This is a genomic window from Enterococcus camelliae (assembly GCF_042685105.1).
Lineage (GTDB): Bacteria > Bacillota > Bacilli > Lactobacillales > Enterococcaceae > Enterococcus_G > Enterococcus_G camelliae.
Map to the genome: position 1 here is coordinate 26,509 of NZ_JBHUMO010000046.1, position 14,097 is coordinate 40,605.

General features: G+C 32.7%; 13 protein-coding genes. All 13 read right to left on the reverse strand.

Annotated features, from left to right (window positions below):
• Window positions 1-29 precede the first annotated feature (29 nt).
• Window positions 30-1,346: a PTS sugar transporter subunit IIC gene (locus tag ACFSR0_RS08170; protein ID WP_379981720.1), complete on the reverse strand. Its 1,317-nt coding sequence runs from the start codon at window positions 1,344-1,346 to the stop codon at window positions 30-32.
• Window positions 1,347-1,364: 18 nt separating this feature from the next.
• Window positions 1,365-1,697, reverse strand: a complete 333-nt coding sequence (locus ACFSR0_RS08175) for a PTS sugar transporter subunit IIB (protein WP_379981722.1) — start codon at window positions 1,695-1,697, stop codon at window positions 1,365-1,367.
• Window positions 1,694-2,011 (reverse strand): PTS lactose/cellobiose transporter subunit IIA, encoded by a 318-nt coding sequence (locus ACFSR0_RS08180; protein ID WP_379981724.1) that lies wholly within the window; start codon window positions 2,009-2,011, stop codon window positions 1,694-1,696. Before ACFSR0_RS08180 ends, ACFSR0_RS08175 begins: the two co-directional genes overlap by 4 nt.
• Before the next feature lie 11 nt (window positions 2,012-2,022).
• On the reverse strand, window positions 2,023-3,066 hold the full coding sequence (gene ypdE / locus ACFSR0_RS08185) for an aminopeptidase (RefSeq protein WP_379981726.1): 1,044 nt from the start codon (window positions 3,064-3,066) through the stop codon (window positions 2,023-2,025).
• Window positions 3,063-4,958 (reverse strand): BglG family transcription antiterminator, encoded by a 1,896-nt coding sequence (locus ACFSR0_RS08190; RefSeq protein ID WP_379981728.1) that lies wholly within the window; start codon window positions 4,956-4,958, stop codon window positions 3,063-3,065. Before ACFSR0_RS08190 ends, ypdE begins: the two co-directional genes overlap by 4 nt.
• Before the next feature lie 590 nt (window positions 4,959-5,548).
• Complete coding sequence (locus ACFSR0_RS08195) at window positions 5,549-7,609, reverse strand: BglG family transcription antiterminator (protein WP_379981730.1); 2,061 nt, start codon at window positions 7,607-7,609, stop codon at window positions 5,549-5,551.
• Between the two features lie 101 nt (window positions 7,610-7,710).
• Window positions 7,711-8,757, reverse strand: coding sequence for a 2-hydroxyacid dehydrogenase (locus ACFSR0_RS08200; protein WP_379981732.1), 1,047 nt, complete (start codon window positions 8,755-8,757; stop codon window positions 7,711-7,713).
• A 246-nt stretch (window positions 8,758-9,003) separates the two neighbouring features.
• Window positions 9,004-10,191 (reverse strand): IS256-like element IS16 family transposase, encoded by a 1,188-nt coding sequence (locus ACFSR0_RS08205; protein ID WP_379981734.1) that lies wholly within the window; start codon window positions 10,189-10,191, stop codon window positions 9,004-9,006.
• 233 nt (window positions 10,192-10,424) lie between these two features.
• Entirely contained in the window at window positions 10,425-11,810 is a 1,386-nt protein-coding gene (locus ACFSR0_RS08210) for a PTS galactitol transporter subunit IIC (protein ID WP_379981736.1), read from the reverse strand.
• 25 nt (window positions 11,811-11,835) lie between these two features.
• Entirely contained in the window at window positions 11,836-12,135 is a 300-nt protein-coding gene (locus ACFSR0_RS08215) for a PTS sugar transporter subunit IIB (RefSeq protein ID WP_379981738.1), read from the reverse strand.
• On the reverse strand, window positions 12,132-12,617 hold the full coding sequence (locus tag ACFSR0_RS08220; protein ID WP_379981740.1) for a PTS sugar transporter subunit IIA: 486 nt from the start codon (window positions 12,615-12,617) through the stop codon (window positions 12,132-12,134). The genes ACFSR0_RS08215 and ACFSR0_RS08220 overlap by 4 nt, the downstream gene beginning before the upstream one ends.
• 13 nt (window positions 12,618-12,630) lie before the next feature.
• The gene (locus tag ACFSR0_RS08225) at window positions 12,631-13,278 is read right to left on the reverse strand and encodes an L-fuculose-phosphate aldolase (RefSeq protein ID WP_379981742.1); all 648 of its coding nucleotides are present in this window, start codon (window positions 13,276-13,278) and stop codon (window positions 12,631-12,633) included.
• 504 nt (window positions 13,279-13,782) lie between these two features.
• On the reverse strand, window positions 13,783-14,097 hold a 315-nt coding region (locus ACFSR0_RS08230; RefSeq protein WP_379981744.1), incomplete at its 5' end, for a transketolase-like TK C-terminal-containing protein.

The window sequence follows — 14,097 nt, forward strand, 5'->3', positions numbered from 1 at the left end:
AGTGACTCGTTCATCCTATAATGATGGAATCAAAAATCCAAACCTAAATCATCAAGGATGGCTTGTTCATCATCAGTAAATACCGTTTTAACTTCTTTTTCTTTCATTAACTCTCTTTTTTCATAGATTTTAAAGAACGGATACCATAGGATAATGGAGCCAACCAATTGAATCGCATTGACAATAATTGATCGCCAATCGAATGTTGCTAGATAACCTTCTAAGAATACTCCAACATAAGGTGGTGTAAAAACTGACTTGTTCAATAAATCCAAACTCATAGCCCAACCACCTAAAGAGCCTAAAATTGGTCCTCCAATTACAAATGGGATGAAGAACAATGGATTTAAGACAATTGGTGCACCAAATAAAATTGGTTCATTGATACCAAACAATGCAGGAATCAATGCAATGCGACCAATTTTTCTTTGCGCAACTGCTTTTGAAAACATACACCAAAATACTAACCCGAATGTGATTCCCGTCCCTGTGAAATTACCAAACGCTGAGTCCATACCGCCCGTGAAAAAGTGAGTAACAGGTAGACCAGCTTTAAAGTTTTCAATATTTTCAGCCAAAAATTGAGTAGATATTGGACTGGTTACAGGACTTAATACACTTGGATGAATACCAAAGAAAAACAACATCGTCTGTAAAAACTTCAAGAACATATAAGCAAATGGATTATCCATGGAACCAACCAATGGAGATAAAATTTGCGTAAAGATCATCGGAGGAAGCACTCCAAAAACATCCGTACAAATGACCCGAATAGCGACAAATGCACCTACAACAATGATTGAAATAGGAATCATTTCAAAGGAACTAGAAACAAAATCAGGTACAGTTTCCGGCATTTTTATAGTGAATTTTCTCTTTTTACACCATCCATACAGTTCAACTGCTAAAATTGAACCAAACATCGAAACAAATAATCCTTTGGTACCAAAATATGTTGTAAGCAGGGCGCCGTCATCATTAAAATCGACTGCTAGCAATAAAAATCCGATAAGACCCATGGTAATACAACCTGGCACATCAAATTTCTTTGAAACAGCAAGATGGTAAGCAATAATAACCGTTACATACAAACTCATCATTCCCATACCGACCGTATATGGGATTGTAATCACACTAGAATACTTCGTAATCCAAATAGATAAGAAGTTGTCTTTTCCAATCATATTTGGCAATGCATCAGGAATTAAACAGAAACTACCGATTATCAATAAGGGGGTCATAGCTACCATTGATTTTTTGATTGCACTAAGATGAATTTGTTTGTCCATTTTATTTGCAATTGGTGTCAAATATTTGTTCATAAATGATTCAAATTTATCAAACATTCATTGAATCCTCCTTTATCATTTTCCCATTTCTAGTTTTCTTTTCGCAATTAAAACTTGTTTAAATACCGTGGCGCCATCCATTGCTCCATAAGTTTCTTTATCAACTACTACATAAGCTATCGGGCGATTATCAATAACAGATTTAATATAATCTACTTTATGAGCTATTTGCGGCCCAACAATAATTGCATCACAAGTATCAATCTCATTTGGTAACTGATCCACTGGAATAGCTTTAAACTGAAAATTATCAATATTTAACTTTGCACTCTTTTTAATCGTATCTTGAATGCTATTCATTAACATTGTGGTTGAAAATCCTCCAGCACAGCATAAAATAATATTCATTCGTCGTTTCCTCCATCTCTTTCTTCAAATACTTTAATTAATTCTTCAATTAAATCTCTAACTAACTGTGAAGTCATATAATGATCCTGGGCATGCACCATTAGCAAATTCATTTCGACTTTGTTTTCACCATTTAATTCTTGTTGAATTAATTGGGTTTGAATATTATGTGCTCCAAGATCAGATGCGCGGGACTCTTCAATTAATTTTTTGGCCTCCTCGTAATTTTTTAGACGTACCTGTTTTAATGCTTCAAAAGCTTTCGCACGACTATCACCTGCAGCTGAAATTAATTCCATGATTTCTTTTTCCATTTGGCTCTCCTTTAAAAAGTTTTTATGGTAGCAATTTGTTCCTCAGAAGCATTTTTCGCTATTGCAACAATCATCTTTACTACTTCTGCTAAGTCATCCTCTTGAACAAATGAATAGGGACTATGGCAATAGCGTAACGGAATACCCAGAACGGCAGCTAGTATTCCCCCATTTGTTAAATGAGCGAATCCAGCATCTGTCCCCCCACCACCAAACATATCCTTTTGATAAGAAAAATTATTTTCTTCAAAAATTTGTTTTAACCAATGGATTAGCTTCTTATTGGGAACCATTGTTTTATCATAGTGAACGAGCATTGGACCTTTGCCAATCAAACGTTGATTGGTATAATCCCGAATGAGCTCAGGATGATTGGCTACATCAACTGCAAAAAATAGATCCGGATGAATAAGATCAGCAACCAATTTTCCACCCCTTGTACCAACCTCTTCTGAACTAGTGAATGCCATCGTCACATGAACAGGTAGATTCAAAGATTGCAACTTCTTGAGCGCCACAATTAATGCATACACACCCACGCGATCATCCAATGCTTTGCCTGCAAAGACAGAAGAGTCGTTCAAGTTACGAAAATTTGATGAAAAGCAGACCATATCTCCAATATCAATCCCCAATTTCGCGACTTCTTCTCGGCTATTTACACCAACATCGACATAGGTTGATTGAATTTTCCCCGATGCATCCCTTGAAACATTTAATAGTCCTTCGATCTTCCTTCCACTCGCTGTCGTAATGCGAACCATTTGATTTTCTTTGCTTTTATCCAGTACCCCACCTATAGGGGTCAACGCAAGCATACCGATATCAGAAATATTGCGTACTAGAAAACCAACCTCATCCATATGGGCAGCAAACATAATGGTTGGAGCATCTTCCACGTCACTTTTTTTGGTTACAATCAAGCTCCCTAGACCATCATATTGAAAACTATTTTCATACTCACGTAATTCTGTTCGAATAATATTTCGAACTTCCATCTCTTGAGAAGCTACAGCATCCGCATTGGATAGTTTTTGTAGTAATTGCTTGTTCACAAATCCGTCCTCCCTATCGTTTTTAGTATATTTAGTCCTTCTTCTAAAATATTTGCTGAATATAATGCAGCTAATTTTTCAGGATCATTCATTAATTGAAAAAGCAGCTGGCTAATTTCACTGTAATAATTGACACTTTCTTTCGTTAAGCAAATCATAAAAATTAGTTTGATTTCCTTACCATTTTCTTTCATTACAGGATCAATAATGGTCAATGAAATGGCATTTTTCTTACCCGATAGTTCAAGTGGATGTGGTATCGCTACCCCTTCGTTATACACAGTACTCATATATTTTTCTCTATTCAGAACATTCTCAACAAACTCAGGGTTGGCGTAACCCTTTGCTACGAGCTCTGTAGCCATGTCTTTTATGACGTTGATATAGCTATCTCCTTGTTTAACATGAAACAAGTCAAGCTGAAATAACTCACTCAATTTAAATGGTTGATGGGTTTCAATAATTTCTTTGCCCGTAAAATCTCCTAAAAGTAACATTTTTTTAATTCGATACAAATCTTCATTCGAAAGTAATTCAGTAATGTAAATCACCGGAACAGCATAGCTCTTTGAAAGAGGCATAATCGTAAAAATAATATCAGGCTTAAATTCATCAATAGCTTCTGTTTCAAAGATGGAAAAAGATTGAACAACGGCTTGCGTAAAAATTTTTTTTATCTGCACACACATCAGATAAGAAGCCCCTCCACCAGAAGAACAAACCATGGCGACTCTTTCGAAAGATGCAATTTTTTCAATATTCATCTTTTCCAAATAAGCTGAAAAGTGAATTGCTAAAAAGGCTAATTCATCATTGGTGACTGAAAAGTCATATTTTTGCTTCATAAGATTGGAAAACTTTAATGCAATATTCAGCGCATTGGGATATTTTATACAAAATTCGATAAGGAATGGATTTTTGTAACTCATTTGTTTTCCCATTCTCATCATCAACATGAGCGTATGTTGGTACAAGCGATCAATAAATGCACTATCCTCAGACAAACATAAACTGTTTTCTTTATCGATTTGTTGAAGACTCCAATAAATATCCTCTTTCAGATGAGCCGTATTTTCTGACTGATTGTTTTTTATATATTTAAAAAAAAGTGGTTGCAACCCATTCATAAGGAATCTCGATTGTTCTAATTCCAACTTAGCTTGAATTTTTTCAATGATCGGTCTGATTCGACTATCCTCTATTATTTGGCAATCATCTGTTGATTTTCCTTTACTAATATTTTTTTGATAGAAAATTTCTACCTTTAGATAATTAAAAAGCGTTTGTAAATCAGCATAATTTAGATGCAAATTTTCGTCTTTTAAAAAAGTCATCACGACAGTCTTTTCAGCTTTTAAGAAAAAAAGTTGTTGATCAATTCTAGAGCATATTGTTGCGTCTTCTTTTTCAAAGAAAGAGTATAAGAAAAGTTTATATTGTGTAGCTTCACCACTAATTTTTATCCCATAGTGACTTTTTTTTAAGAGTAACAGCTGGTATTCTTGCAGACTAGCTGCTATTGACTTTAATTCTTTCACTACTGTGCTTTTACTTACATTGATGAATTCACTAACCTTTTGAGTAGAAATATATCCAGTTTGCTCTAATAACAAGAACAAAATATCAGCAAAAAGTTTTTTGGAATTTAGTTGACCTTCATTTAACAATTTGTCACAAAAACAATGAAATTTTCGATCATCAATAATTTCTAATAGATATCCCTTACCATAAAAAGAGTACAGCTCAAATCCTTTCTTTGAAGAAATTTTTATAAGATAAGATAAATCATTTTGAATGGTTCTTTTGGAAACTTTGTACTTATTCACAAAATAGCTCACTGGTAAATAATCAGATGCCGAAAAAAGGTCAACGATTATTGAATAAATTCTCATGATTATCCCCTCTTTTTATCTTATCTAGTATAAGTATAGTTCCTTTTATAGTAAAAAGAACAGACAAATCGTTGCACTATTTTACGCAATCTTTTTTTTAATCACTGAAACAGTATATATAGAAAACACTTATAATCCAATAATTGTATTCGCTTTCTATTTTTATTAGTTTGATTTGACATACCGTTTATTTCCTTCTGTTATTTTCGCTTTCATTTTAAATTTATTAGTTATTTACAAATTTATAAAATATACAAAAAATAGATTATTTATTCATTTAAAACTACATGAAAAACGGATAATAGAGAATATCAATTATCAAGAGCTATCCTTATTAAAAAAATTCCATTGTAATAGACTAGAAATAATTGATTTTCTAGTTTCTATTACAATGGAAATCCATACTCTTTCAATCTGGGTGACGTTTTTTAGCTGTCCAATACTTTTGAAAGAAACCTAATACCTTTCTGTATATTTGCATGATTGACTTAGCAATAGATGAACATCTTTCTTAGAATAAACAACTCAAACAATTCTGTATCTAATTCTAAAAATATCAAGGATTTAATATGTGCCTATTCGATAATGTGTTATATTTTTTTCATCAAAAATTTTTTTATACTTTTACTATTTTTTAAACTCAAAAGCTCTTCTCTCTCTTTCGTATTTTTAACAAGATTATAAAATGCTTGAATTGCATTTCTATGTGAATGATTGTCAATGGGAGCGACCATTAATATACATGATACCTCCAATTGACTAGAGAAAGGAACGGGATATTCTAACATCAGCATACTTAATCCGATTCTTTTTACCCCATCATTAAAGCTTGCGTGAGGTATTGCCACACCTGGGGCTATAACAAAATAAGGATAGTCTTCATTATACGAATGAATAATTTTTTCAGTATAATCTTTCGTAATGCACTTATCATATAAAAGTGGTTCTGAAACTGCTCGTATTGCTTCATCAAAATCGAATTTTCGCCTTGTAAATTTTATTCTTTCCTCTGTTAGTAGCGTATTAAAGTTCGACTTTGGTAAAATATTGATCTTCTCCTCTTTAATAGTTTCACTTAATAATAGCCGTATGTCTCTTCTTAAAGACACTTCATCATAGACATCACCATTTTTTTTCATTACTTTTACTAAATCATCTATGTTAACTTCACTCTCTGAAATAATATCAAACAATGTATTCTGCACCTTCGTTTGAAGCACTTTTTTATCTGTCTCACTTAATAAAGGTGGAATAATAAATAAGGTTTTTGAAGTATTAATTATAGAAGTTGAAAATATCACACTTATATCTCTATAAATCAAAGGATTGTCATAAAATTCTCGTACAGAAATATTCCCAATAAAATGAATCATTGGAAACATTTTAGACAATGATTCATAAAGCAAATTAGATACTGAGATACCATTTTCACATATAACCATTGCTTTGGGTCTTCTTATCTCTATAGATAAATCAATGTTTGTCAAAAAGCTCTGAAAAATTAGCCCAACATAAATTGTTTCTATCTCAGTAAAAAAGATTTGAAAATGCTCTTCTATAGGTTTTAGTGATTGTTTGACTATTGGAAAAATATCACTATATTTTTTTACCACTCGCTCAATATCGTAGTCCTCATATGGAGTGCCATATTTCAAACGATAGATTGCAGGAAGTATATGTTGGTAAAGCATGTCTTTTAACCTTATTCTTTCTTCTTTTGAAAAATGAATAATGTACTTTACTTCAAATAAGTCGATAACCGTTTCCACCATATTTGCTAGTGCTGAGTTAGTATGCCATTCACTTTTGATTACATTTGCACTTAAAAACTGTATAGCCAAAAACTTATAATCTTCAGTCGATAATTTTGGTGAGAGTTTGAATTTATATATAGCATCCAACATTTTTTTAAAAGACTCATCATCTTCTAATTCAATTTGAATTTTGCTATATTTAGTTCCTGATTTTAAATAAAACCCATTATCAATTCTTTTAAAGAGACAAGAAATAAACAGACTAAGCAACTCAATTTGATAGCTTGAAAATTGAGTTTGTAACTCTTTTTCAAGCTTCACGATAAATTCTTTGTACACGTATAATGTATTCAACTCAATTCCAACAATGGGACTCATTAATTCACTTGTCCAATTATAATTCATCAATTTATACAAATAACGCATAATATTTGTTCGAATCTCATATTCATTCCCAATAATCATAAACCCTTCTTTTCTAGTAAATGAATATTCAAAAAAATCAACATCTTTTCTTAAACTTTTTATATCGTTAATAGCCGTATTTTTGCTAACTTTTAGCTTGTTAGCTAACTTTTGAAAGGTCATATGTCTGTTAGAGAATATGATTAAAGGAATCAAAAGTAACCTGTGATTTTTATTAATCACGTCCGTTTTATTATAACGGATTTCAGAAATTAGATTCAGAACTTCTTCTTCATTTAATGACATCCATAAGTGATTTTTCCTTCTAGTTAATGGCGGATAGTTTAGGTTTTGTAATAACTCGTTCACTTTTTTTAAATAATATTCAATTTTTCGATCATCTAAGGCATATTTTTCCTGTATTCTTTTTTTAGTTATTCCAGGATGATAAGCAATCTCCATAAAAATTTCCTCAACTGTTGTTCCGTCCAAACCTATCACCTTTTTTCTTTTTATCAGAATTATAGAAACAGGTAAAACATCAGCTTCTTTAAATAATAAATTACACATTTTTAAAGAAGCTGATACCCTATTTATTTAATTATCATATCGCTATAGCCGGTTTTCAAATATTCATTGACAACATCTTTTAAAAGGAAGGGGGACTTAGGAATTGCATCAATAGTATCTCCAGCAATATGTGGTGTTAAAGTCACATTAGTTAAGCTCAACCACGGACTATCACTCATGAGGGGCTCAGTCCAATTAACATCCAGTGCAGCTCCAGCTATACCTTTTCTTTGAAGAATATCCAATAGATCGCTTTCTACAATTAAATCTGCTCTAGCGGAATTAATCAAATAACTGCTTGGTTTCATGAGATTAAGCAGGTCTTTATTAATAATATGTTTTGTATCTGGGGTAACTCGCATGTGTAATGAGACAATATCTGACTCTTTAAATAATTGTTCTAACGAATCCACAAAAGATGCCACTAATCCTAATCTACGGAAATTGTCTTGGTTAACAAATGGATCAAATACTAATACAGGTACATTAAGACCATTTAATCGCTTAATTAGTTGCTTTCCAATGTACCCTGCACCAACTACTCCCACCGTTTGATTTGTTAAAATTGTCTTATATGAGTCATTTGAAAATGACTTCTCCCATTTTCCATTTTTAATCGCACAATGTGCTCTAGCAATGTTTCTTGTTTCAGCTAACATTAATCCTAAAGTAAAATCTGCAACGGGGTCTGCATTTCTAATAACATGGATGAGAGGAATTGATTTTTCTCTTAATATTTTTATATTAACATTTTCCAAACCACCGCGACAAGTTCCTACCATTTTCAACTTAGGTGCTACTTGAATCATTTCAGAAGATACCGGCGCATAATGACAAAAAAGATAATCAGCATCTTTTAAATCTAATAGTATTCCTTTAGGTATAATGACGTTATCAGGACCATTTCTTTCAATATCTAGAATGTGTTCTTGAAATTCGTCCTTAGTTAAATCTGAATACCATTCGTATGCGATAATCTCTTTTTCTTCTTCCCCTAAATTCATTACTTGAACAGCTTCAATAAGAGTTCGACTAGATACTAAAGCATCACCAATGACTACTATTTTCATTTATAAAATCTCCTTATTTATTAATTTAGTTTTACTTGCCAAATTAAAGTAAAAAAACTTTTTTCTACATAGGTCAAGTCAAGTCCACAATCTTGTGTAAAAGTTCAACCTCATCAAAAGCACAATGTTTTGCGTTATGAACCTAACTGCCATGCCTTTCTTTCTGAGGAGAGAGGTCAGGAGCAGTAGCGCAGCGACTCTTGATGTCTCTCCTCAGAAAGAAGAGACTCGCACAGGTTCATGGTGCTAAATGTTATTCGAATTAAATTCTAAATATTTTCGTGGAGAAGCCAACCACTCAGTGTCTTTTTCCATCAAAAGTGTTCCAATTATCCGAGTGATGGAATTGATATTTGGAAAAATCCGAATCACTCGTTCTCTCCGGCGAATCTCTTCGTTCAACCGTTCCAACACATTGGTTGTACGAATCCTTCGGCGGATATTTTCAGGAAAAGACAAAATTTGAATAGCATCTTCAAAGCCGTTTTCTAAAATGTCGCAAGCAGCACTTAATTTTGAATCACAACCATATTTTTCCAAGAAGTGCTCTTTTCTTTCACGTGTCAATTCAAGTTCAGAGGCTTTAAAGATACTCTTCAACTCGTCTTTTACATCAGAAGAAACTTTCTTTGGCAGCTTATCAAAAATATTTCTCAAAAAGTGGGCTTGGCATCTTTGCCAGCTCGCACCTAAAAAGTTCTTGCGAACAGCCTTAACTAACCCTTTGTGTGCATCAGAAATGACCAGTTTTACACCGAACAAACCTCGTTGAACGAACGATTGAAAAACAGTATCCCAATTATCTTCCGATTCGCCGTCTTGAACATCAAAACCAAGAATCGTACGTCGTCCATCAGAATCAATGCCGATACCAATATATACACCTTTTGAGACAATACGATGATTTTCCCTTACTTTCATATACAGGGCATCACACATGAAAAATGGATATTCCGAGCCTTCTAGGCTCCGGTTTCTCCACTCAAAAACAAATGGATCCAACTGTTTCATCAGATTTGAAACGAATGATTTAGAAACAGTCGCACCATCCGTTAGCAGTTCAACTGTTTTAGTTACTTTGCGAGTGGAGACACCAGAAATGACCATTTCAATCATGGTAGCGATCAAAGCTTTTTCGCTTCGCTGATATCTTTCAAAGATAGTAGGACTAAACTTACCGTCTCTGGTTCGTGGAACATGAAGTTCTAACGTACCAATTCGAGTTGTAAACGAACGATCGTAGTAACCATTTCTTTGTGATTGCCGTTCTTCTGAACGTTCATAGGCATTTGCCTGAATATATTGATTTCGTTGTTCTTCCATCAGCTGATTAAACATGATAGTCATAAGTGTTTTTGCGGTATCATTCGCACCGCTTTCGTTTATAATTGCTTGAATTTCTTCGCTTTCAAAAGTAAAATGTACTTGAGTCATTGATATCAGTCCTATTCGAGTATGTTTTCTGCAAAAAACATTGTACTCCTAACTGAGATCAATGGCTTTTTTGATGCTTCACTTTTACACAATTATATGGACGTAATCATAGGTCATTTATACTTGCCCTTTATAATCTTATGACTATCACTATCTTGAAAGTATCCTTAATTATTTTTACAAATATTTAGATTAAACTTGATTTTGACGTATTTTGAATTAATATTTATTTTCTATTCAATTTCTCCAGTTTTTTCTAGATAGTCAACAATTTGGTTTTTATACCTTTTAATTACCACTAATAAAATAAGGTATACAATTACGGAAATACCAATAAAAATTGGATTTTGTGATAAAAATATCAAGAATAATCCTCCAAGGAAATAGTTCCCCAACACAACAAAACTTGCAATCAATAGAGCCCCAGCAGGAATAGATACACCTACGCTTTTCGCTACTTCAGTAAATATTGGAGCAACTGCGGTAATAACGTATAGATTTAATGAAAGTAATATTGTTCCAGAAATTAATGATTTAAACACATTTCCTTTAGAAATGGCAATGATTGGTTGAATAATATAAGGAATAGCTATCAAATCAACCATAGGCAAGGTTTCATTGCCTGGTAACACAATCGCCAATACTAAAATAATTGGAATAAGTAGTAACCCTGTCAATAGCGTAGCTGGTTCGCCGTATCCGGCAGCATCATTAATTGCTAAGTACCATTCTCGATCCTTACCTGAAGATTTTGCCGATTTCTTCGTTGCATCTGTAATACTTGTAAAAGCTGAAGCGAATATTCCAGCAATCTTAGGGAAAATAGCCATAATTGCTGCCGTTGCAATACCGACTGTTGCAATTTCACCCCAAGCCGCCATTTTATTCAATCTCATAAAATTTCCTGCTAAACCAAGAAGTAGACCCAAAATAAAACCAAGTGTTACAGGTTCTCCCATAAACCCTAATTTTTTTTGAACATTTTCTGGATTCCACTTAACTCTGTTCGCACCAAGTTTGTTCAAAATCCAATCCACGACCATAGCAAATGGTACTTGGGTAACATCATGTGGTGCAGATATTGTTGTGCCTGGGTATCCATAATATGTGCTCCATCTTTTTGCAACTACTTCAGTAAATAGTAAAGTATATAAATTTGCTAAAATCATAAGAGCAATAGATAAAAACATGTTTTTTGTCACAATATAAAGCATTGATCCCCAAAGCATGAATGAGTAATTATTCCATAAATCAGAAGGCATAAAAACATTTGTAAATTTTAGCAAAAACAAAATAAGTTGCAAAATTAACCCTAGTCCTAAAAAAATCATCCCAACTTGAGTTGAATATGCCACCACACTGGTTGCTTGCCATCCAGTATCTAAAATCCTTAAATTAACACCAGTATGATTGACCATCCTATTCACAACTGGTGTAACAATTGGTGTATATGCTCCAATCAGCATATTAAAACCTGTTAACCCAATTCCAGCATTCAAAGCTGCTTGAAAAGCTCTTTTAGGTTTAACTTTCAGAAATATTGCAATAACGAATATAAAAACAGGGACTATAATTGCAGCTCCAAAAGCATCCATAATTTTTGAAAGCAGATTCAACATAGAATAATCCTCCTTTTCTACTTTTCTAATTAGAAATTTTTCTTACAGTTTCCAGTAATTCATCAATAAATTCATCCTCGGCCATTCCTGTTAAGAAACCAACAGCATTAATAGTTGGAATATTGTATTGTCCAGTAAGAGGACTTGTATGTACAATAATATCGTAATTTCCAGAACTCATAAGTCCATCTACACCCCCAGGATTTACTTCTACAGTTTGTGCTTTATACCCATTATCTTCCAATAAATCTTTCACTTTATTTGCAATCATGGAGCTAGTAACAGTTCCCGATCCACAAACAGATATAATTTTTAGTGTTTTCATAATATCGTCTCCTCTTTAATTTTTTCTTTTAACAATTTGTATAAGTCTTTTTTTGAAGCATCCAAAATTTTATTCATAAATTGTTCATCATTGAATAGTTTCATTAGTGTACTAAGCAATTGCAATTGCATTTCATTTTTATTAAATCCTAAAATAAATATAAATTTTGGAAATACCTTGTCTTCATTATCAGGAAGTGACCCCATTTGTTGAAATTCACAAACACCATCGGTTCGAATAACAAATATAAATGGTGTTTTCACAAATTGAGCATCTGTATGCGGAATAGCAACATCTATGGTTTTAGTATGTAAACCTGTTGGGTATTTTTTTTCTCTTTTTATTAATTCAAATCCATATTCTTTTACTACATATTTTTTTTCATTTAAAAAAATTGAACTTTTATTAAATAAATCTTCCACATTAACAAATTGGGTATTTGTCCAAATTAAATCTTCGATTATCAAATCATCTATATTCAAAGATACCGCCACCTTATTTTTTTTGACCGTATGTCTTAAATTTTTCTAGCATGAAGTCAACTTCTTCATCGTCTAGTATTACTGGATTTCCAACCGCCTTGCATCGCCAATAAATTTCAGCCATTCTTTCCGTTTCTTCTGCAATAGAGAAAGCATTCTTTAAATCATATGAACAAGTCAATAATCCATGATTAGCAAGAAAACATGCAAATCTATTTTCCATTGCTTTAAATGAATTCTCAGCCAATTTCCATGTCCCAAAGGATGCATATTCCGCACAACGAATTGTATTTCCTCCTCCAATAGCAATATAATAATTAGACGCTGGCAAGTCCCAACCTAGTGTAGCCAAAGTTGTAGAAAAAGGGGAATGAGTATGAACAACTGAACGAATTTCTGGTCTTCTCATATAATAAATTCTATGCATATCTAATTCACTTGATGGTTTTCTATCACTATCAACGATTTCACCTGTCAATTTTGTTACAACTACATCTTCAGGTTTTGTTTGAAAATAATCAATCCCACTAGGACTAATTGCCATTAAATCTAAATCCGGATTATAAATGCTAATATTTCCACCAGTTCCCGTAGTTAGACCACTCGTTATTAATTTTTTCCCATACTCAACGATTTGATTTCTTTCTTTATCCATTAACATTGTTACTTCCTCCTTCAATTTATTTACATGTATAGTTTACAAAAATATCTATTTAAATTGTATTCGTTTTCATAACAAAAAAAGGAAAAATACATAAAGAATATAGTACAAACTATGTGAAAAAATGAGAGTAGAGAAATTATTAATACGAGAATGATTATTATCCTGAATTATTTGTAACTGTAAATTTTTTTTCGAAAACCCAATGGGTCATCATTTATAATACATTAAGAGGATGATATTCTAAACATTCACGATATTCTTCTACAATTTTCTAGATTAAATTCGCAATTATATCTAGCCATAAAAATATCGACCTCAAGAAGTTAGACTGAAAAACTCACTTCTTGAAGTCGAAATATTTTAATAAAAAAAGTGCCATTAATTTATTTAAAAATAATAATATCTGGATGCTAATTTCAGCATTGAATTGTCATCATTTTTTTACAATATTAAGCTCAGTATTCCTAATTAGGAAAAAATACAATTTTTGGATGAAACATATTAAAATTTTTCATACATGAGAACAATATTATCAACTGTAAAGCCAAACTCTTCTAATACAATATTTCCAGGTGCCGAAGCGCCAAAATGATCAATTGAAATAATTTTCCCTTTACATTTGGTATATTTTTGCCAACCGAATGAAGCACCCGCCTCAATCGCTACTCGTTTTTTAACAGCTTTTGGTAATACCGATTCTTTGTACTCATCCGATTGTGCTTCGAATAAATCAAAACTTGGGATTGATACCACAGAGACATCGTGCCCTTTTTCAGCAAGCACTTTTTGCGCATCTACTGCCAAGGCTACTTCAGA